Here is a 20,856-nt window from a genome sequence, read left to right on the forward strand (position 1 = left end):
GGTGGGTGGCCGGTATACTCGGGCGCAATTAACGCTTTTACAAAGGATTTCGCCATGAAGCGCCTGATCTCTTCCCTTGCTGCGCTCCTCGCGGTTGCTTGCCTCGTCACTGCCTGTGGTCAAAAAGGACCGCTGTATTTGCCTGATGACAGCAAAAACCCTGATGACCAAGCCAAATCGTCGCAATCGTCGTCGCACAAGCACTCTACTTACTAGGGAACATCATGGACGCCTTCAACTACCGCGACGGTGAACTGTTCGCGGAGGGTGTAGCGTTGTCTGCCATTGCCGATCGTTTTGGCACGCCGACTTACGTCTACTCCCGCGCGCACATCGAAGCGCAATACACCGCTTTCGCCGACGCGCTGGCCGGCATGCCGCACCTGGTGTGCTTCGCCGTCAAAGCCAACTCCAACCTGGGTGTACTCAATGTCCTGGCGCGTCTTGGCGCTGGTTTTGACATCGTGTCCCGTGGCGAGCTGGAACGCGTATTGGCCGCTGGCGGCTCGCCGGACAAGATCGTGTTCTCCGGCGTCGGCAAGACCCGCGAAGACATGCGTCGCGCATTGGAAGTCGGCGTTCACTGCTTCAACGTCGAGTCCACTGACGAACTTGAGCGCCTGCAAGTAGTGGCCGCAGAGCTGGGCGTTCGTGCGCCGATCTCGCTGCGGGTCAATCCGGACGTCGATGCGGGCACGCACCCGTACATCTCCACCGGTCTCAAAGAAAACAAGTTCGGCATCGCCATCGCCGATGCCGAAGACGTCTACATCCGCGCGGCGCAGTTGCCAAACCTGGAAGTGATCGGCGTCGATTGCCATATCGGCTCGCAGCTGACCAGCTTGCCACCGTTCCTTGATGCGCTGGACCGCTTGCTGGCACTGATCGACCGCCTCGGCGATTGCGGCATTTTCTTGCAGCATGTCGATCTGGGCGGTGGTCTGGGTGTGCGTTATCGCGACGAGGAGCCGCCATCGGCAGGTGAATACGTGGCTGCCGTGCGCGAACGCCTTGAAGGTCGCGATCTGACGCTGGTGTTCGAGCCGGGCCGCTTCATCGTCGCCAATGCCGGCGTATTGCTGACGCAAGTCGAATACCTCAAGCACACCGAACACAAGGATTTCGCCATCGTCGACGCGGCGATGAACGATCTGATCCGTCCGGCACTCTACCAAGCGTGGATGGATGTGACGGCTGTTCGCCCTCGGGACGGTGAGGCGCGGACCTACGACATCGTCGGACCGATCTGCGAAACCGGCGATTTCCTGGCCAAGGAGCGCGAACTGGTGCTGGCCGAAGGTGATTTACTGGCGGTGCATTCGGCCGGGGCCTATGGTTTTGTCATGAGTTCCAACTACAACACTCGCGGCCGTGTCGCCGAAGTATTGGTTGATGGTGCCGAAGCTTTCGAAGTGCGCCGCCGCGAGACCCTCGCGGAGCTGTTTGCTGGCGAAAGCCTGCTGCCGGAGTAACCCCATGCTGCTGCGTTTTACCAAGATGCACGGCCTGGGCAACGACTTCATGGTCCTCGACCTGGTCAGCCAGCACGCGCACATTCTGCCCAAGCACGCCAAACAGTGGGGCGATCGCCACACCGGGATCGGTTTTGACCAGCTTTTGCTGGTGGAAGCGCCGAGCAACCCGGAGGTCGATTTCCGCTACCGAATTTTCAACTCCGACGGTTCCGAGGTCGAACAGTGCGGCAACGGCGCGCGTTGCTTTGCCCGCTTCGTGCTGGACAAGCGCCTGACGGCCAAGCGCCAGATCCGCGTGGAAACCAAAAGCGGCATTATCGAACTGGACATCCGCAGCGACGGACAGATCAGTGTCGACATGGGTCCGCCGCGTCTGGTGCCGGAGCAGATTCCTTTCCAGGCCACCGAGCAGGCGTTGAGCTACGTGGTTGATGTCGATGGCCAAAACATCGAACTGGCCGCAGTATCAATGGGCAACCCCCACGCGGTGCTGCGCGTCGAAGACATTAATAACGCCCCGGTGCATACCCTCGGGCCAAAGCTGGAACATCACCCGCGCTTTCCAGCCCGGGTCAATGTTGGCTTCTTGCATGTGATTGACCGCCAACGTGCGCAATTGCGCGTCTGGGAACGTGGTGCCGGGGAAACCCAGGCCTGCGGTACCGGGGCTTGCGCGGCCGCAGTGGCGGCCATCAGCCAGGGCTGGATGGATTCACCCCTGTTGATCGACCTGCCGGGTGGGCGGTTGTCCATCGAATGGGCTGGCCCAGGCCACCCCGTGATGATGACCGGCCCTGCCGTGCGGGTTTACGAAGGACAGGTGCGTCTATGAGTGAGCAAATACGATGACCGATCAGCCTCAACCTTCAACCGAAGAGCCCAGCGAAGTCGCCGCCGACAACGCAACGCCAGCCCTTGAAGCAGAGGCTATCGCGGCGTATTTGCGGGACCACCCGGAGTTCTTCGTCGAGCACGAAGAGCTGCTGTCCGAGTTGCGCATCCCGCATCAGCGTGGCGACACCGTGTCGCTGGTCGAGCGTCAGCTCAAGCTGTTGCGCGACCGCAATATCGAAATGCGGCATCGGCTTTCGCAATTAATGGACGTCGCCCGCGATAATGATCGGCTGTTCGACAAGACGCGCCGCCTGATTCTGGCGGTGATGGATGCCAGCAGTCTGGAAGAAATCGTCATCGCCGTGGAAGACAGTTTGCGCCTGGAGTTTCAGGTGCCCTTTGTCAGCCTGATTCTGTTCAGCGATGCCCCAATGACCGTAGGGCGTTGGGTCAGCACTGACGACGCGCAGAAGGCCATCGGCAGCCTGATTTCCAGCGAGAAAACGTTCTGCGGTGTCCTGCGCGAGCACGAATTGAGCTTTTTGTACGGTGCCGAACAGGCGGCAGAAGTCGGTTCCAGTGCGGTAGCAGCCCTGACCCATCAGGGTCTGCACGGCGTTCTGGCCATTGGCAGCCGCGATCCACAGCACTACAAAAGCTCGGTCGGCACGCTGTTCTTGAGCTATATCGCTGAAGTGCTGGGCCGCGTCTTGCCGCGCTTCACTCACTCGCTGCGCTAGGCCCGCTGACCATGGAACGGCAACTGGACGCTTACTGCACGCACCTGCGCAGTGAGCGCCAAGTGTCGCCCCACACCCTCGAAGCCTACCGCCGCGACCTGAACAAGGTGCTCGCTTTCTGCGAAAAACAGCAGCTGAGCAGTTGGTCAGCGCTGGACATCGGACACCTGCGCAGCCTGATCGCCCGCCTGCATCAGCAAGGACAGTCATCGCGCAGCCTGGCACGTCTGTTGTCAGCGGTTCGCGGCCTGTACCACTACCTGAACCGCGAAGGCCTGTGCAATCACGACCCGGCCAACGGTTTGTCGCCACCCAAGGGCGAGCGTCGCCTGCCGAAAACCCTCGATGCCGACCGCACATTGCAACTGCTCGACGGCGCGGTAGAGGATGATTTCCTGGCCCATCGCGATCAGGCGATTCTCGAGCTTTTCTACTCCTCGGGTTTACGGCTGTCAGAGCTGACCGGACTCAATCTCGAGCAACTGGACTTGAGCGACGGTCTGATTCAAGTGCTCGGCAAAGGCAGCAAAACCCGTGTGCTGCCCGTGGGCAAGAAGGCCCGTGAAGCGCTGGAAATCTGGTTGCCCCTGCGATTGTTGGCCAATCCCGAGGACGATGCCGTATTCATCAGTCAGCAAGGCCGCCGCCTGGGCCCACGAGCGATTCAGCTACGGGTCAAAGCTGCCGGCGTGCGCGAGCTGGGTCAAAATCTGCACCCGCACATGCTGCGTCATTCGTTTGCCAGCCACTTGCTGGAATCGTCGCAGGATCTGCGCGCGGTTCAGGAATTGCTCGGCCACTCGGACATCAAGACCACTCAGATCTATACACACCTGGATTTCCAGCATCTTGCCACGGTGTACGACAGCGCCCATCCTCGGGCCAAACGCGTTAAGGGTTCCGACGATGAGCATTAAGCTGATCACCTTCGACCTGGATGACACCTTGTGGGATACCGCCCCGGTGATCGTCAGCGCCGAGGCCGTGTTGCGTAACTGGCTGGCCGAAAACGCCCCTGATCTCGGCCCGGTGCCGGTCGAGCATCTGTGGGCGATCCGTTCAAAACTGGTCGAGGCCGACCCTTCGTTCAAGCACCGAATCAGTGCGCTGCGGCGCAAGGTGCTGTTCCATGCGCTAGAAGATGCGGGTTATCCCCACGCTCAGGCGCAGGAGTTGGCCGACGAGAGCTTCGAAGTGTTCCTGCATGCTCGGCATCAGGTAGATATCTTCCCCGAAGTCGTACCGACCCTGGAAATCCTCGCCAAAAGCTACACATTGGGCGTTTTGACCAACGGCAACGCCGACGTTCGCCGCCTGGGCTTGATGGATTTCTTCGCGTTTGCCTTGTCTGCGGAAGACCTGGGCATCGGCAAACCTGATCCGACGCCGTTTCGTGAAGCGCTGAAACGCGTCAACGTCGACGCTCACGCAGCAGTGCATATCGGCGACCACCCGGGCGACGATATTGCCGGTGCGCAGCAAGCGGGTTACCGCGCGATCTGGTTCAACCCGGCGGGCAAGGTCTGGGAAGCCGAGAAACTTCCCGATGCGGAGATTCGCAGCCTCACCGAGCTGCCCGAGCTGCTGAAACGCTGGGGCTGAGAGCCCCCCCGTAGGAGCCAACTTGTTGGCGAGGAATTTGACGCGGTGTGTCATACGCGCCGCCTCGCGAACAAGTTCGCTCCTACAGGGTAATTGCCTGACAACCTGTCTAGTCCTGAAATAGGTTTACACCTGTTTCACTTCAAAAACGCCCGATGCACCGCATCGGGCGTTTTGTATTTCAAGGCTAGGTGGGGCCGCTTCTCGTTGTAGATCCTTACAGACTCTCCAACCATGTGGGTCGCATCAGCCAAGTCCTTGGGGCGGTGCAGCAAGAATTCTGTTTTCAAAATGCCGTTCACACGCTCTGCGAGCGCGTTCTGATAGCAGTCATAGCCATCGGTCATCGAACACCTGACGCCATGCTTGGCGTGCAGCCTTTGGTAAAGATCAGAGCAATACTGGGCACCTCTATCCGAGTGATGAACCAGTAGCTGATCGGTTTTCCTTTGTCGCAGCGCTTTACTCATTGCCTGGATGACTGATGCCGTGTGCAGGCTTTCATGCACGTGATAGCCGACAATCTTGCGAGAGTAAGCGTCCGTCACCAAGCTCAGATAAACGACACTTTGCTGCGTAGGCAAGTAGGTGATATCTGCGACCCAAACCTGCTCGGGACCTGTAGCCACAGCCTGATTAGGGCCAGGTTTGAGCAGGTTGGGGTGTCGGCGAAAGCGATGATGGCTGTCAGTTGTCTTGTGATAGGCACGCTTGCGCTGAACCAGCTGACGGCGGTCACGCAAGATATCAAACAGCCGGTCTCGACCGACCTTCAGGGCCTCGTCGGGCTCTGAGTGCATCAGACTATGCAGCTTGCGAGTACCTAACCGAGGCAACTGAAGGCGCGTCTCAAGAACGAAGCCCATTACGGTTTGGGCGCTCTTCGCGCGCGCGTCAAACGCTCGGTTACGTTTGTAATATGCCTGTCGGGAAATGCCCATGAACTGGCAAGCCCTGGAAATGCTCAGGTCTTTGATTTGCCCTTGGGTGAGGACTTGCCGGATCGCTTTTTTACGACGCAAACACCGTAGTCGTTTTTCAGAACGTTCACGACAGCTTCAAAGAACTGCGCTTTCTGGTTGCTTAGCGCCAACTGTTCTTCAAGCTCTTTGATCCGTTGCTCGGGCGTCAACGGGAGGTTTGGTTCGGTCATGGACCTGCTCCTCGGCTCTCGAATTGATGCGCCTAGGCTCCAGTCCTGCCGACCGTGCTTGCGTAACCAGACCAGCACCGTGGACCGGCCTTGGATGCCATAGCGCCGTTGGGCTTCTTTATAACCCAACTCGCCTTTTTCGACTTGGTCTACGACCGATAATTTAAAGGCTAGCGTGTAGTCACGCTGGCTCCGCCTTTTGCCTGATTCCATTACATCCTCCTGAAGATAGGTCAGAAGGTGTAAACCTTATTCAGGACGAGACAACCAGACAAAAAAAAGCCCGCAGCGACAGCGGGCTTTTTCTTGTACAGCACCCAGGACCTTAGATAGGCCGGCTGCCGTACTTGTTATCAGGCTTCTTTGGCGGATCGGCGACCACATTGGCCTCCACTTCCTGCACTTTGCCGCCTTTGGCCAGAAACTCTTCCATCGCACGCGCCAGAGCATCACGCTCTTTGTTCTTGGCTTCTACGCTAGGCAGCTCATCCACCGAGACCGCAGCCTTGGCTTTGCCCTTGGCAGGAGTCGCCGAGGCGTCGGCGCTGTCATCTATCTCAGGGCCGTCATCCTCGCCACCCGCTGCTGCGAGCTCCTCACCGTCTTCTTCACCTTCCAGATCGTCTACCAGATCGTCGTTGTCGTCGTCGCTCATGTTCTACCTCATGACTTGCGAAAGCAGATTAGTTATAGCCCAGCTACGCCAACTTTCGAAGGCTGCCAGAAAAAATTCAACAACCGCCGAAGACCGGCGGTTATGCCCCGTCACCTTGCAAGGTAGCGAGGACTCTGCGAGCACCGCCACTATCACGATGCTCACCCAAATAAACACCTTGCCAGGTGCCCAACGCCAATCGCCCCGCCGTAATCGGCAAACTCAATTGGCAGCCCAGCAGGCTGGCCTTGAAGTGCGCCGGCAGATCATCGGGGCCTTCGTCGTCATGTTCATGTCCGTCCATTCCCTGGGGCACCAGACGGTTGAAAAAACGCTCGAAGTCACGACGCACGGCCGGATCGGCATTCTCGTTGATGGTCAACGAAGCCGAGGTATGCTGCAGCCACAAATGCAACAGACCGACCCGACAAGCCCGCAGCTCAGGCAAGCCTGCCAGAATCTCGTCAGTCACCAGATGAAACCCGCGAGGCCTCGCCCGTAGGGTTATCAGCGTCTGCTGCCACATACAATTCTCCACGCTTCGGCGCGCATTCTAACGCGCTGGTGAAAAAAGCAAAGCGCGTAATAAGCAGCCATTTATGTAAGCCGTTACATAGACGCCAACATCTGTTGCCCATGCGCCTGTATCGACAAACACCAGACAAAAAAATGCCCGGTTACCCGGGCATTTTTTAATGCAGTGGCTTATAAGTTGTAGCCACGCTCGTTGTGGAGTGCAAGGTCGAGGCCGACAGCTTCTTCTTCTTCGGTAACCCGCAGGCCCATGACCGCGTCGACTACCTTGAGGATGATGAAGGTCGCAACCGCGGTGTAGACGATAGTGAAACCAACGCCTTTGCACTGAATCCAGACTTGGGCCGCGATGTCAGTCACGGTGCCGAAGCCACCCAGCGAAGGGGCTGCGAACACACCGGTCAGAATCGCGCCGAGGATACCGCCGATACCGTGCACGCCGAAGGCGTCCAGGGAGTCGTCGTAGCCCAGTTTGCGTTTCAGGGTGGTGGCGCAGAAGAAGCAAACCACGCCCGCCGCCAGACCGATCACCAGCGAACCCATTGGACCAACGGTACCTGCTGCAGGGGTAATCGCTACCAGACCCGCAACCACACCCGAAGCGATGCCCAGTGCGCTTGGCTTGCCGTGAGTGATCCACTCGGCAAACATCCAGCCCAGTGCCGCAGCGGCGGTAGCGATCTGAGTCACCAGCATCGCCATACCGGCAGTGCCGTTGGCCGCAGCAGCGGAACCCGCGTTGAAGCCAAACCAGCCGACCCACAACATGGCCGCGCCGATCAGGGTGTAACCCAGGTTGTGCGGAGCCATTGGCGTGGACGGGAAGCCCTTACGCTTGCCCAACACCAGGCAGGCAACCAGACCCGCTACACCGGCGTTGATGTGAACCACGGTGCCGCCGGCGAAGTCGAGAACACCCATGTCGCCCAACAGCGAACCCGGACCGCTCCAGACCATGTGCGCGATTGGCGCATAGACGACGGTGAACCAGATGCCCATGAACACTAGCATCGAGGAGAACTTCATCCGATCAGCAAACGCACCGACGATCAGCGCCGGAGTGATGATGGCGAAGGTCATCTGATAGGTAACGAACACCGCTTCAGGGAACAGCGCGGTAGGACCAGTGATGCTCGCCGGGGTGATACCCGCGAGGAACGCCTTGGCCAGACTGCCGAAGAAGGAGTAGTAGTTGACGACGTTGGCTTCCATCCCGGTGGTGTCAAACGCGATGCTGTAGCCATAAATGATCCACAGAATGCTGACCAGGGCGGTGATTGCGAAGCACTGCATCATGATCGCAAGAACGTTTTTCTGCCGAACCATGCCGCCGTAGAACAGCGCCAGGCCTGGGATGGTCATGAATAGCACCAAAGCCGTCGAGGTCAACATCCAGGCCGTATCGCCGGAGTTGAGGACGGGTGCTACGACCGGTACCGGGTCAGCCGCCAGGGCCAGACCAGGGATTAAAAAGGACAACAGGGCTCCTAGCCCTGCGAATTGACGCAGAGTCATATTGTTTTACTCCTGGGGCGTTGGGGTTTGGCGGCTTAGATTGCGTCGGTATCGGTTTCGCCGGTACGGATGCGAATGGCCTGTTCCAGATTAACCACGAAGATCTTGCCGTCACCGATTTTGCCGGTGTTGGCGGCCTTGGTTATCGCTTCGATAACCCGGTCCAGATCCTTGTCATCGATCGCAACATCAATTTTTACTTTTGGCAGGAAGTCGACAACGTACTCCGCACCGCGATACAGCTCGGTGTGACCCTTCTGCCGACCGAAGCCTTTGACTTCCGTGACAGTGATGCCCTGCACGCCAATCTCGGACAACGACTCGCGCACGTCGTCCAATTTGAACGGCTTGATGATGGCAGTGACTAGTTTCATGAAACTTTCTCCCGAATTGGTGGACTTGCCCCAGGAAAACAAACCCGACTCAAGTCTAAGCGCAGTGCCTGGCTTTGTAACGCGTCGGTCGCCTCATAAGGACCAGACCAACCCCAAAAAAACGCCTTGACGAAACACTTCCCTGCTCCGTCTGCCGCACTGCATTCGTCACATGGACTGCATCAGTGCCTGGGTCATATGCCACTAAGCAGAAAGCTTGCCATCTCGCTTAAAATCAATGATTACAGGGGTTTGGCCAGACGCCACTTACCAAGTCCCGTGCCATCATGGGTCGAACGCACAACAACAGTGCGTACGTGCCCGCCGCCATGCGCGAAAAGCGTGCAGAACGACGAGGCCAAATTGACTATAGACACTGCGTGATACACTGCGGACCAAATGACTCCGGAACCCTGACCATGCTCGCGCCTAAAGCCTTCCTCGACGCCCTGAGTGGCCACGCCTCACGCTTGTTCAACGGTGAAACGCCGGTGCCGCGTGCTGAATTCGAATCCCAGTTCAAAGTCCTGCTGCAAAGCGGCTTCGGCAAACTGGATCTGGTCAGCCGTGAAGAATTCGATAGCCAAATGGTCGTCCTCGCCCGCACCCGCGCCCGCCTCGAAGCGCTGGAAGCAAAAATGGCTGAACTGGAAGCGAAGCTGAATCCGCCGGTGGAATGATCGGCTACGCTTCGCCTTCCCTGTAGGAGCCAACTTGTTGGCGAGCGTTTTTGACCCGGTATGTCTGGCGCACCGCCTAGCGAACAAATTCGCTCCTACAGATCGGATAGCTTGAGGCGGTGGAGCTGAGCGACCGCGATTCACACCCTGTATCGATTCCCCACCCCAGCGTCCCTCCAAATCCCGCACGATGCGGTCATTCAGACAATCAAGGAATGATCATGTCGCTCGCCATCGTCCTCAGCCGCGCCCAGGTGGGTGTCGAAGCGCCTGCCGTTACCGTGGAGTGCCACTTGGCCAACGGCCTGCCCGCGTTGACGCTGGTGGGGCTGCCCGAGGGCGCGGTGAAGGAGAGCAAGGACCGGGTGCGCAGCGCATTGTTGAATTCCGGCTTCGATTACCCGGCACGCCGGATCACGCTCAATCTTGCTCCCGCTGACTTGCCCAAGGACGGTGGTCGTTTTGATTTGGCCATTGCCTTGGGTTTGCTCGCAGCCAGCGGCCAGTTGCCAGCGTTTGCGTTGCAGGATGTCGAATGCCTGGGAGAGCTGGCGCTATCGGGCGCAATTCGAGCAGTGCAAGGCGTACTCCCTGCCGCGTTGGCTGCGCGGGCCGCCGAGCATACGTTGATCGTACCAACGGCCAATGCCGAGGAAGCCTGCCTGGCATCCGGGTTGCGAGTGATTGCCGTGAACGACTTGCGCGAATTGGTGGCGCACTTCAACGGGAAAGCCCCGATTGCGCCCTACGAGTCCAGCGGACTCTTACACGTGAGCAAGCCGTATCCGGATCTAAACGAAGTCCAGGGCCAGAGTGCCGCCAAGCGCGCATTGCTGGTGGCGGCTGCGGGCGCGCACAACCTATTGTTCAGCGGACCGCCTGGCACCGGCAAGACGCTGCTCGCCAGTCGCCTGCCAGGCCTGCTGCCGCCGCTGGATGAGCACGAAGCCTTGGAGGTCGCGGCGATTCAATCCGTAGCCAGCCAGACCACGCTGACCAGTTGGCCACAACGACCGTTTCGCCAGCCGCACCACTCTGCATCCGGCGCGGCGCTGGTCGGTGGAGGCAGTCGTCCGCAACCCGGCGAAATCACCCTCGCCCACCACGGCGTATTGTTTCTCGATGAGCTGCCGGAGTTTGATCGCAAGGTGCTGGAGGTTTTGCGCGAGCCTCTGGAGTCCGGCCATATCGTCATCGCCCGAGCTCGTGACAAAGTACGCTTCCCCGCCCGCTTTCAGTTAGTCGCGGCCATGAACCCCTGCCCTTGCGGCTATTTGGGCGAACCCAGTGGCCGTTGTCGCTGTTCGACCGAACAGATCCAGCGCTATCGCAACAAGCTGTCCGGCCCACTGCTTGACCGAATCGACCTGCACCTGACCGTCGCCCGCGAGGCCACCGCGCTCAATCCCGAGCCACAAACGGGCGAAGACACCGCGACCACCGCCAAGTTGGTCGCCCAGGCCCGCGACCGGCAGAATCGTCGCCAAGGATGCGCCAACGCCTTCCTCGACCTCAAGGGCCTGCGCAAACACTGCCCGTTATCCAGCGAAGACGAAAACTGGCTGGAAACCGCCTGCGAACGTTTGACCCTGTCGCTCAGGGCGGCGCATCGCTTGCTGAAAGTAGCGAGAACGCTGGCGGATCTGGAGCAGGTGGACGCGATTGGCCGTAGTCATTTGGCGGAGGCGTTGCAGTATCGACCGTCGAGCAATTGAGCCCTGCCAGATCGTTTTCCCAGGCAAGCCCGAGACTGGCACAACTTTCTGTAGGAGCTGCCGAAGGTTTGGGCCGCACTCGGACGATCAATCTACACACGAAGGCTGTTCCAGCCTTATCGCTTCCTTCGGCAGCTTCTACAGGATTTGTGTCGCCATAATTGGTGTTTCAGCCGCAAGCCCACTGTGGGAGCAGGCTTGTCGGATCGCCGCACCGCTGCGAAGGCGTCATCTCAGACTGCGCAACCTGTCACCGAAACCGGTCAACCTCACGCCGCAACTCAGCCGCCAACTCTTCCAGCTCCTTGGCCGTCACCGCCAGGTTCGACACCACTTCCCGCTGCTCGCTGTTAGCCAGAGCAATGCTTTGCAGGTTGCTGCTGAGTAAGGTCGCGGTGTTGCTTTGTTCCTGAGTCGCGGTGGTGATGGCGGCGAATTGTTGGCCGGCGGAGCGGCTTTGTTCGTCGATTTGCATCAGGGCAGCCGCGACATTAGCGTTGCGCGACAGGCCTTCCTGCATCAGCACATTGCCCTGTTCCATCGTGCTGATGGCGTTGCCGGTTTCTTGCTGAATACTGGCGATCATGCCGGAAATTTCGTCCGTCGCCTGACGGGTGCGCGAAGCCAGACTGCGCACCTCATCGGCGACCACCGCAAAGCCCCGACCCTGCTCACCGGCACGCGCGGCCTCAATGGCCGCGTTGAGCGCCAGCAGGTTGGTCTGTTCGGCAATCGAGGTGATCACACCGACAATCCCGCCAATTTCCTGGGAACGCTGGCCCAAGGTATCGATGACGGTAGCCGTGCCTTTCAGCGAGCTGGCGATCTGCTCCAATGATGAAGAAGCTTGCTCCATCGACGTTCGACCGATGCGGGTTTGCTGGGCATTTTCCTGCGCCAGGCGCTCGGTGTTGCCCATGTTGTCGGCGATGTTCAATGACGTGGCGCTGAACTCTTCCACCGCGCCGGCCATGCTGGTGATCTCACCCGACTGCTGCTCCATCCCTTCGTAAGCGCCGCCCGACAACCCGGACAGCGCCTGCGCACGGCTGCTGACTTCCTGCGCCGCCGTGCGGATGTGCGACACCATGGTCGACAACGCCACACCCATCTGGTTGAAGCTGCGTGCCAGTTGACCGATCTCGTCGTGGCTGGAAACGCTCGAGCGCACACTCAAATCACCGGCGCCCAAAGCCTCGGCCTGACGCACCAGTTCGGACAACGGTTGCAGTTTGCGGCGCAACAGCCAAATCGCTGCCGATACCGCGATAACCATTGCCAACAGGCTACCAATCGCCAATTGAGTACCGACATTCCAGGTCACAGCACTGATTTCTTCCTTCGGCATGCTGGCAAAAACTGTCCACGGGCCGCCAGCGAATGGCACGGCAACACTGTAAAGCTCATGCCCGCCATCGGACCAAAAGTGGCCCTGCCCCGGACGCTTGACGAAGTCCGCCAACGTTTGCGTCGAGCTCGCTAAATCCTTGACTCCGTTAGGTACCACCAGCCAGTGGTTCTGTTCATCCAGCAACGCCAACGAACCCGTGCTGCCGATACGGAAACTCTTCAGGTTTTCGAACTGGGCGTTTTGTGCATCGGTGTAGTCGAAGCCCACGAACAGCGCAGCGATGATTTTGCCGCTGCTATCACGCACCGGGCTGTATTGGGTCATGTAATAACGATCGAACAACAAGGCGCGACCGACATAATCCTGGCCCGCCATCAGGCGACCGTAAGCCGGGCTTTTATGATCGAGCAGCGTACCGATGGCGCGCGTGCCATCCTGTTTGGCCACCGACGTGCTGATCCGGATGAAGTCGTCACCGCTACGGACGAAAATGGTCGCCACGCCAGCAGTCATTTGCTTGAAGTTGTCGACATCGGTGAAGTCGTTGTTCAGCGTCCGCTCGCCGAGCAACAGGCCAGGCGTTTGTGTACCGGCGACCGTCACCGGGGCATCAGCATGCACACTCAGGCCGCCGGCAAAGCGCTTTTCGAACAGGCCGCTCAAGCGTTGGGTGCTTTCCCGCAACGTACTGTGGAACGTATTCAATTGATCGGCGAGCAACCGCGCTTCGCTGGCCATGTGCTCTTCGCGAATTTGCAGATTCGCTGAATCCAGTGAACGCAAGGCGAACACGGTACTGCCGCTGATGACAACGGCCAAAATGACCGCCAGAGCGATACCCAGTTGCGAGGCGATACGGGCACGGGGTTCAGACATATAAAGCTCCACGCAGAACAACGACATCGAACTAACCTCGATACGCGCTCGGCAAAATAATCAAAAAATCCCTTGTACCTTTTTGAACAAAAAGGTCTGGCAGATAAACAGTCGGCCGTAACTAACGTTACTTGAGGTTTTTACCCGGATGATGACGAATGGCGGCTCAGAGCCTGTATTTTTTGAACAGTTGTCTATTCCAGTATCTCGACTTTCGGCAACGCCATCGCTTGCACTTCGCCCTGTAGAAAGTCGCTCAGCCGACGCATTCTATCGCCGCCCGGTCGGGTCTTCGGCCATACCAGGTAATAGTTTTCGCCACTGACCACCGCCGTCGGCCAAGGCAAACTCAGGCGTCCTTGCGCAACATCCTCGGCAACCATCAGCAAGTCTCCCATGGACACGCCGTAACCCCGAGCCGCCGCAATCATGCCCAACTCAAGGGTGTCGAACACCTGACCGCCCTTGAGCGAAATCTGCTCCGACAACCCCATGCGCTCCAACCAGCTGCGCCAATCACGGCGATCCGGTGTCGGATGCAGTAGCTCGGCGCTGGCCAGGCGAGCAGCATTCCACGGCCGATCCTGCAGCAAGCTCGGCGCGCCCACCGGAATCAGCAACTCAGGGAACAGGAAAGTGGCTTCCCAATCGGGTGGAAAATGCCCACGGTTGAGGACGACCGCGCAGTCGAAAGGCTCTTGGCTGAAATCGACGCTTTCGATATCCATCCAGGCGCTGGTCAGTTGTACCTCGTTGCCCACCTGAAGGTGACGAAAGCGACTCAAGCGCGCCAGCAACCAGCGCATCGTCAGCGTCGAAGGGGCCCGCATACGCAAAACACCCTCTTCGGAACGCAAGGTGCTGCACGCCCGCTCCAAAGCGGAGAAGCCTTCACGCACGCCGGGCAACAGCAGTCGCGCCGCTTCAGTGAGTTGCAGGTTGCGGCCATTGCGCTGAAACAAGCGGCAGGAAAAGTGCTCTTCCAGCGTACGAATGTGCCGACTGACTGCACTTTGCGTGATCGACAGTTCCTCCGCCGCGCGGGTGAATGAGCTGTGGCGGGCTGCGGCTTCAAATGCACGCAACGCATAAAGCGGGGCAAGACTGCGAGACATACAGGGCGCTCCTGACGCGATATCAGCCACATTACCTGAATTCACCCTAGATGAGTTTTACTCATGCCAATGATCAGCTTTATCCCTTTGTACCCGCCACGGGAAACGACCAGAATCAGTTGTTCACGAAACCCCGTCTTTCGAGCGTCATGCCCATGCAATCTGTCGCCACTCAAGCCCCATGGATCAAAGAGCTCAGAAGCATCCTGCGCCTGGCCGGGCCGCTGATCGCCTCGCAGATGGCTCACATGCTGATGGTTTTCACCGACACCGTGATGATGGGTCACCTTGGGCCTGATGAGTTGGCGGGTGGGGGTTTGGGCGCCGCAAGCTATAACCTGATCGCGTTCTTCTGCGTTGGCGTGATCGCCTCCGTGGGCACTCTGGTTGCTATTCGGCATGGCGCCGGCGATGCAGCAGGTGCGGCGCGTTTGACCCAAAACGGGTTATGGCTGGCGTGGGGCTTGGCACTGATCGCTGCACTGGCGCTATGGAACCTTGAACCGATTCTGCTCAAGCTCGGCCAGAAAGAAGCCAACGTGCACATGGCTGCTCAATTCTTGACCACATTGCCGTTGGCTTTGCCCGGTTTCCTGAGTTTCATGGCCCTGCGCGGCTTCACCAGTGCACTGGGACGCACAGGCCCGGTGATGGTCATCAGCCTCGGTGGCGTAGTGATGAACTTCTGCCTGAACTACGCCCTGCTGCACGGCCTGTTTGGCCTGCCGCATCTGGGACTGATGGGCATCGGTCTGGTCACTGCCGCCGTCGCCAACAGCATGGCGTTGCTGCTGGCGATGCACATCCGTCGGCATCCGGCCTACGCTCGCTATCCGCTTCGCCAGGGTTTGATGCAGCCATCGCTGACGTACTTGAAGGAACTGTGGCACCTGGGCTTACCGATTGGTGGCACCTACGCGGTGGAAGTCGGCTTGTTCACCTTTGCGGCGTTCTGCATGGGCGCGATGGGCAGCACGCAATTGGCAGCGCACCAGATTGCCCTGCAATCAGTGTCGATGGCGTTCATGATTCCGCTAGGCATTGCCTACGCGATGACCATGCGCATTGGCGTTCATTACGGCGCCGGGGATTTGCTCCAGGCGCGCATGGCCGGGCGCATCGGGATCGCTTGCGGCGCGCTGATTATGTCGGGCTTTGCCCTGCTGTTCTGGCTGGCACCGCGCGCGGTGGTCAGTCTGTTCCTCGACATCAACGATCCGGCTTATCACGATGTGGTCGAGTTGGCCGTGAAGTTGCTGGCGATTGCCGCGTGGTTCGAACTGTTCGACGGCACCCAGACCCTGGCCATGGGCGCAATTCGCGGGTTCAAGGATGCCAAGACCACCTTTGTCATTGGCCTGGCCTGCTATTGGCTGATTGGCGCACCGACGGCCTGGGCCTTCGGTTTTTATGCCGGGGGTGGCGCGATTGGGGTGTGGTGGGGGCTGGCGTTGGGATTGGCCTGCGCGGCGTTGGCGCTGACTGTGGCGTTTGAGAGGAAGACGTCGAGGTTGTTGCGGCAGGTGCCGGTGGGTAAGCCGGCGTTGGCATAACCGGATCTATCTCCTACCGCTGTAGGAGCCAACTTGTTGGCGAGCAGCTTGACTCGATGAATCAGGCATACCGCCTCGCGAACAAGTTCGCTCCTACAGTGGTACCCGACCAGGCTGTGTTTCAGTACCTATGCCTTTGCGGCTTGCTCATGGCGGTCGAACGTGAGGAAGTCCACCAACTCCGGCAATGGCAACGGCTTGCTGATCAGGTAGCCCTGAACCTGATCACAGCCAAACCCACGCAGCAACGCCAGCTGTTCCGGCGTTTCCACACCTTCGGCGACCACTTCCAGGCTCAGGTTGTGCGCCAGGTTGATCATCGCGTGGACCAACTTACGATTCTCCTCCCGCTGCTCCATGCCCCCGACAAAACTCTTGTCTACTTTGAGCAAGGCGATCGGCAGGCTGTTGAGGTGGACGAAGGATGAAAAGCCAGTACCGAAGTCATCCAGCGAGAAACGCACACCCAGGCGGCCCAGCGCATCCATGGTCTGTTTGACCAGATCACTGCGACGCATGACTGCGGTTTCGGTCAGTTCAAATTCCAGCCAGCGTGCATCGACGCCGCGCTCGGCGATCAAGCGGCTGAGCGTGGAGAGCAACTGACTGTCCTGAAACTGCCGGAACGACAGGTTGACCGCCATGTGCAACGCCGGCAGCCCGCGCTCACGCAGCGCCTGCATGTCGCGCAACGCCCGAGAGATCACCCAATAACCCAAGGGCACGATCAAGCCGCTCTGCTCGGCCAAGGGTACGAATTCGCTCGGCGGCAGCAATCCGCGTTCAGCATGACGCCAGCGCACCAAGGCTTCGAGACCGACGATTTGACCATCTTCCAGCGACAGTCGCGGCTGGTAATGCAGCTCAAGCTCGTCGCGACGCAACGCCCGACGCAGTTCGCTTTCCAGATCGGCAAGGCTGCGGGCGTTACGGTTGATACGTTCGTTGAAGATGTGAAAGGTGCAGCCCTGGGTACTTTTCGCCTGTTGCATGGCGATGTGGGCGTGCCACATCAACGGGTCAGCCCCGGCTTGCGTTCGGGCGTGAGCGATACCCAGGCTACAGCCGATCAACAGGCTCTCGCCATCGACCCAGTAGGGCTCGGCCAACACTTCGGTAATGCGTTCGGCCATCCATTCGGCGCGTTGCGGCGCGCGGCGGGTGTCGATCAGCAGGGCAAACTCATCGCTGCCCAGTCGTGCCAGTTGATCGCCGGCCTCAAGCTGGCTTTTCAGCCGCGAGACCACTTGCAGGATCAATCGGTCGCCGGCCTGATGGCCCAGCGCATCGTTGGCGTGACGGAAGTTGTCCAGGTCCAGGTGACCCAGTGCCAGGCCACGCCCTTCATTTTCGACCAGACGCGCTGCCAACAAGGTCTGAAAACCCTGGCGGTTGGCAATGCCTGTCAGCGGATCTTGTTCGGCCAGACGCTGCAGGGTGTTTTCCAGCACACCGCGTTCGCGCACGTGTCGCAGGCAGCGGCGTAGGGTGTCGACACTCAATGTATCGAATACCAACCAATCGCTTACACCCAACGGCGCTTCGACGGGTTCCTCATTGAACAGCATGACCACCGGCAATTTGCAGCGCCCGGGAGCTGGTTGCAGTTGCGGTGTTGTGAGCAATAGCGCGCTGCGTTCGTCCTCGAACAAACTGCTGACGTCTTCCCAACTCGGGGCGCAGACCAGCACTACCGAGTCTCCCAGAGGAGCCAGGCACTCGCGTAACAACGCTGGCCATTCTGGCTCTTGTGCCAGTAGCAGCAAACGCAAGGGTTCGACAGGCGTAGACAAGCTAGCTCCCTAGACTCACTAAAAATTCATTGGTGACGACGCTCAATAATCCGAAATTGAGCACAATCCACTGCGCATCCTGCGCGAAAGTAACAAAACCGGCAAATTTAGATCGCGTGGTACGTCACAGTGTCGGACGATGACCGCATAAATGCTTGAGCCTGTTAAAATGCCCGGCCATTTCGCGAGCGACCCTTTTCCCCATGTCCCGACTCAATCCTCGGCAACAAGAAGCCGTGAACTACGTCGGCGGCCCACTTTTGGTGCTCGCCGGTGCTGGCTCCGGCAAGACCAGTGTGATTACCCGAAAGATAGCCCACTTGATACAAAACTGTGGCATTCGGGCGCAATACATTGTCGCCATGACCTTCACCAACAAAGCCGCGCGCGAAATGAAAGAGCGTGTCGGCACCTTGTTGAAGGGTGGCGAAGGGCGCGGGCTGACGGTGTCGACCTTCCACAACCTGGGCCTGAACATCATCCGCAAGGAGCATACGCGGCTGGGCTACAAACCCGGTTTCTCGATTTTCGACGAGACCGACGTCAAAGCCCTGATGACCGACATCATGCAAAAGGAATACTCGGGCGACGACGGCGTCGACGAGATCAAGAACATGATCGGCTCGTGGAAGAACGACCTGATTCTGCCGGCCGAGGCGTTGGAAAATTCCCGCAACCCCAAGGAACAGACCGCCGCCATCGTCTACACCCACTATCAGCGCACGCTCAAAGCCTACAACGCCGTGGACTTCGACGACCTGATCCTGCTCCCGGTAAAGCTGTTCCAGGAACACGCCGACATTCTGGAAAAGTGGCAGAACAAGGTGCGCTACCTGCTGGTGGACGAATACCAGGACACCAACGCCAGCCAATACCTGCTGGTAAAGCTGCTGATCGGCACTCGCCATCAGTTCACCGTGGTTGGCGACGATGACCAATCGATCTACGCCTGGCGTGGTGCCCGCCCGGAAAACCTGATGCTGCTCAAGGACGACTATCCGTCGCTGAAAGTGGTCATGCTGGAGCAAAACTACCGCTCCACCAGCCGCATCCTGCGCTGTGCCAACGTGCTGATCTCAAACAACCCGCATGCGTTCGAGAAGCAACTGTGGAGCGAAATGGGCCACGGCGATGAAATCCGCGTGATCCGCTGCCGCAACGAAGACGCCGAAGCCGAGCGCGTGGCGGTCGAGTTGCTGACCCTGCACCTGCGCACCGACCGGCCGTATAGCGATTTCGCGATCCTCTATCGCGGGAACTATCAGGCCAAGCTGATCGAGTTGAAGCTGCAACATCACCAGATTCCGTATCGTCTGTCAGGCGGCAACAGCTTCTTCGGGCGTCAGGAAGTTAAGGACCTGATGGCCTACTTCCGTCTGTTGGTGAACCCGGATGACGACAACGCCTTTCTGCGGGTGATCAACGTACCGCGCCGTGAAATCGGCTCGACCACCCTGGAAAAGCTCGGCAACTATGCCACCGAACGCCAGATCTCGATGTACGCCGCCACCGACGAAATCGGCCTGGGCACGCATCTCGACGCTCGCTTCACCGACCGTTTGCAACGCTTCAAGCGCTGGATGGATGGCGTGCGCCAGCAATGCGCGCAGAATGACCCGATTGCCGCGCTGCGCAGCATGGTCATGGACATCGACTACGAGAACTGGCTGCGGCAGAACAGCTCCAGCGACAAGGCTGCCGACTACCGCATGGGCAACGTCTGGTTCCTGATCGAAGCGCTGAAAAATACGCTCGAGAAAGACGAAGAAGGCGAGATGACCATCGAAGAGGCCATCGGCAAACTGGTCCTGCGCGACATGCTTGAACGTCAGCAGGAAGAGGAAGAGAACGCCGAAGGTGTGCAGATGATGACGCTGCACGCTTCCAAGGGGCTGGAGTTTCCCTACGTGTTCATCATGGGCATGGAAGAAGAAATCCTGCCGCACCGCTCCAGTATCGAAGCCGATACCATCGAGGAAGAGCGGCGCCTGGCCTACGTGGGTATTACCCGCGCGCGTCAGACCCTGGCCTTCACCTTCGCTGCCAAGCGTAAGCAATATGGCGAGATCATCGACTGCGCGCCGAGCCGCTTCCTCGATGAACTACCGCCGGACGACCTCGCCTGGGAAGGCAATGACGACACCCCGGTAGAAGTCAAAGCCGTTCGCGGCAACACGGCACTGGCCGATATTCGCGCCATGCTCAAACGTTAAACTGAATGCTTATTGCGCACCCTTGCGCCGCCCGAGGCACCACTGTGGAAGCACTGCACAAGAAAATTCGCGATGAGGGCATCGTCCTTTCTGATCAAGTTTTGAAGGTCGACGCCTTTCTGAACCATCAGATCGATCCGCCCCTGATGCAGTTGATCGGCGACGAATTCGCCAGTCTGTTCGCCGATTCGGGCGTGACCAAGATCGTCACCATCGAAGCATCGGGCATCGCCCCGGCGATCATGACCGGCCTCAAGCTAGGTGTGCCGGTGATCTTCGCACGCAAACACGAGTCGCTGACCCTGACCGAAAACCTGTTGTCGGCGACGGTGTATTCGTTCACCAAGCGTGTGGAGAACACGGTTGCCATCTCCCCACGGCACCTGACCAGCAGCGACCGCGTGCTGATCATCGACGACTTCCTGGCCAACGGTAAGGCCTCGCAAGCGCTGATTTCGATCATCAAACAGGCTGGCGCCACCGTCGCCGGGCTGGGGATTGTGATCGAGAAGTCATTCCAGGGCGGCCGGGCTGAACTGGATGCGCAAGGTTATCGGGTTGAGTCGCTGGCGCGGGTGAAGTCGCTGGCGGGTGGTGTGGTTACGTTTGTGGAATAACCAAATTGTGTAGGAGCGGGCTTGCCCGCGATGGCGGTTTTCCTGATGTACCGCGTCAAGC

The 20,856-nt window shown here is 59.1% G+C and carries 19 protein-coding genes and 1 pseudogene; 11 read left to right on the forward strand and 9 right to left on the reverse strand.

Annotated features, from left to right (window positions below; genetic code table 11):
- Nucleotides 1-54: 54 nt before the first annotated feature.
- From ACF0H7_RS30770 to ACF0H7_RS30795, 6 genes are read left to right on the forward strand one after another with little or no spacing between them, the layout of a single operon-like run.
- A complete protein-coding gene (locus tag ACF0H7_RS30770; RefSeq protein WP_397450549.1) occupies nt 55-216 on the forward strand; it encodes a lipoprotein in 162 nt (53 codons plus the stop codon).
- An 8-nt stretch (nt 217-224) separates the two neighbouring features.
- Nucleotides 225-1,472, forward strand: a complete 1,248-nt coding sequence (lysA, locus tag ACF0H7_RS30775; protein WP_397450550.1) for a diaminopimelate decarboxylase — start codon at nt 225-227, stop codon at nt 1,470-1,472.
- Between the two features lie 4 nt (nt 1,473-1,476).
- Nucleotides 1,477-2,307, forward strand: coding sequence for a diaminopimelate epimerase (dapF, locus tag ACF0H7_RS30780; protein ID WP_397450551.1), 831 nt, complete (start codon nt 1,477-1,479; stop codon nt 2,305-2,307).
- A gap of 13 nt (nt 2,308-2,320) precedes the next feature.
- Nucleotides 2,321-3,049 carry a DUF484 family protein gene (locus tag ACF0H7_RS30785; protein ID WP_397450552.1) on the forward strand — a complete coding sequence of 243 codons (729 nt, stop codon included), beginning with the start codon at nt 2,321-2,323 and terminating at the stop codon, nt 3,047-3,049.
- An 11-nt stretch (nt 3,050-3,060) separates the two neighbouring features.
- The gene (gene xerC / locus ACF0H7_RS30790) at nt 3,061-3,966 is read left to right on the forward strand and encodes a tyrosine recombinase XerC (RefSeq protein WP_397450553.1); all 906 of its coding nucleotides are present in this window, start codon (nt 3,061-3,063) and stop codon (nt 3,964-3,966) included.
- Nucleotides 3,956-4,651: an HAD family hydrolase gene (locus ACF0H7_RS30795; RefSeq protein WP_397450554.1), complete on the forward strand. Its 696-nt coding sequence runs from the start codon at nt 3,956-3,958 to the stop codon at nt 4,649-4,651. The genes xerC and ACF0H7_RS30795 overlap by 11 nt, the downstream gene beginning before the upstream one ends.
- Before the next feature lie 137 nt (nt 4,652-4,788).
- On the opposite strand, the gene ACF0H7_RS30800 is transcribed toward ACF0H7_RS30795, so the two are convergent.
- The 5 genes from ACF0H7_RS30800 to glnK all read right to left on the reverse strand — a co-directional run bounded on the left by ACF0H7_RS30800 (nt 4,789) and on the right by glnK (nt 8,882).
- Nucleotides 4,789-6,017, reverse strand: a protein-coding gene (locus tag ACF0H7_RS30800; protein ID WP_397449392.1) for an IS3 family transposase whose coding sequence is annotated in 2 segments (ribosomal slippage) — nt 4,789-5,666 and nt 5,666-6,017 — 1,230 coding nt in all. Because the reading frame shifts where the segments join, the coding sequence is not laid out codon by codon here.
- 112 nt (nt 6,018-6,129) lie between these two features.
- Entirely contained in the window at nt 6,130-6,459 is a 330-nt protein-coding gene (sutA, locus tag ACF0H7_RS30805) for a transcriptional regulator SutA (RefSeq protein WP_397450555.1), read from the reverse strand.
- Between the two features lie 100 nt (nt 6,460-6,559).
- The gene (locus ACF0H7_RS30810; RefSeq protein ID WP_397450556.1) at nt 6,560-6,985 is read right to left on the reverse strand and encodes a secondary thiamine-phosphate synthase enzyme YjbQ; all 426 of its coding nucleotides are present in this window, start codon (nt 6,983-6,985) and stop codon (nt 6,560-6,562) included.
- 179 nt (nt 6,986-7,164) lie between these two features.
- Complete coding sequence (locus ACF0H7_RS30815) at nt 7,165-8,508, reverse strand: ammonium transporter (protein ID WP_397450557.1); 1,344 nt, start codon at nt 8,506-8,508, stop codon at nt 7,165-7,167.
- 35 nt (nt 8,509-8,543) lie between these two features.
- Nucleotides 8,544-8,882 (reverse strand): P-II family nitrogen regulator, encoded by a 339-nt coding sequence (gene glnK / locus ACF0H7_RS30820; protein WP_002555808.1) that lies wholly within the window; start codon nt 8,880-8,882, stop codon nt 8,544-8,546.
- Nucleotides 8,883-9,301: 419 nt separating this feature from the next.
- On the opposite strand from glnK, the gene ACF0H7_RS30825 reads away from it, so the two are divergent.
- Together ACF0H7_RS30825 and ACF0H7_RS30830 are read left to right on the forward strand one after the other, a co-directional pair.
- On the forward strand, nt 9,302-9,562 hold the full coding sequence (locus tag ACF0H7_RS30825) for an accessory factor UbiK family protein (protein WP_397450558.1): 261 nt from the start codon (nt 9,302-9,304) through the stop codon (nt 9,560-9,562).
- A gap of 221 nt (nt 9,563-9,783) precedes the next feature.
- The gene (locus ACF0H7_RS30830; RefSeq protein ID WP_397450559.1) at nt 9,784-11,277 is read left to right on the forward strand and encodes a YifB family Mg chelatase-like AAA ATPase; all 1,494 of its coding nucleotides are present in this window, start codon (nt 9,784-9,786) and stop codon (nt 11,275-11,277) included.
- A 250-nt stretch (nt 11,278-11,527) separates the two neighbouring features.
- Here the strand turns inward: ACF0H7_RS30830 and ACF0H7_RS30835 are convergent, their stop codons facing one another.
- The 3 genes and pseudogenes from ACF0H7_RS30835 to ACF0H7_RS30845 form a co-directional block, all read right to left on the reverse strand.
- The gene (locus ACF0H7_RS30835; protein ID WP_397454081.1) at nt 11,528-12,388 is read right to left on the reverse strand and encodes a methyl-accepting chemotaxis protein; all 861 of its coding nucleotides are present in this window, start codon (nt 12,386-12,388) and stop codon (nt 11,528-11,530) included.
- Nucleotides 12,386-13,531, reverse strand: a pseudogene (locus ACF0H7_RS30840) (Cache 3/Cache 2 fusion domain-containing protein); the annotation flags it as partial. The pseudogene ACF0H7_RS30840 and the gene ACF0H7_RS30835, both read right to left, overlap by 3 nt.
- 167 nt (nt 13,532-13,698) lie before the next feature.
- On the reverse strand, nt 13,699-14,619 hold the full coding sequence (locus ACF0H7_RS30845; protein WP_397450560.1) for a LysR substrate-binding domain-containing protein: 921 nt from the start codon (nt 14,617-14,619) through the stop codon (nt 13,699-13,701).
- A 155-nt stretch (nt 14,620-14,774) separates the two neighbouring features.
- On the opposite strand from ACF0H7_RS30845, the gene ACF0H7_RS30850 reads away from it, so the two are divergent.
- Nucleotides 14,775-16,172, forward strand: a complete 1,398-nt coding sequence (locus tag ACF0H7_RS30850) for a NorM family multidrug efflux MATE transporter (protein WP_397454083.1) — start codon at nt 14,775-14,777, stop codon at nt 16,170-16,172.
- Nucleotides 16,173-16,300: 128 nt separating this feature from the next.
- Here ACF0H7_RS30850 and ACF0H7_RS30855 read toward each other — a convergent pair whose 3' ends face one another.
- The gene (locus tag ACF0H7_RS30855) at nt 16,301-17,965 is read right to left on the reverse strand and encodes a putative bifunctional diguanylate cyclase/phosphodiesterase (RefSeq protein WP_397450561.1); all 1,665 of its coding nucleotides are present in this window, start codon (nt 17,963-17,965) and stop codon (nt 16,301-16,303) included.
- 203 nt (nt 17,966-18,168) lie between these two features.
- On the opposite strand from ACF0H7_RS30855, the gene rep reads away from it, so the two are divergent.
- Both rep and ACF0H7_RS30865 read left to right on the forward strand, forming a co-directional pair.
- On the forward strand, nt 18,169-20,178 hold the full coding sequence (gene rep / locus ACF0H7_RS30860; RefSeq protein ID WP_397450562.1) for a DNA helicase Rep: 2,010 nt from the start codon (nt 18,169-18,171) through the stop codon (nt 20,176-20,178).
- A 44-nt stretch (nt 20,179-20,222) separates the two neighbouring features.
- Nucleotides 20,223-20,795, forward strand: a complete 573-nt coding sequence (locus tag ACF0H7_RS30865; protein ID WP_397454085.1) for a xanthine phosphoribosyltransferase — start codon at nt 20,223-20,225, stop codon at nt 20,793-20,795.
- Nucleotides 20,796-20,856: the final 61 nt, after the last annotated feature.

The sequence above is a fragment of the Pseudomonas sp. NA-150 genome (assembly GCF_044336365.1).
In the GTDB taxonomy this organism is placed as follows: Bacteria; Pseudomonadota; Gammaproteobacteria; order Pseudomonadales; family Pseudomonadaceae; genus Aquipseudomonas.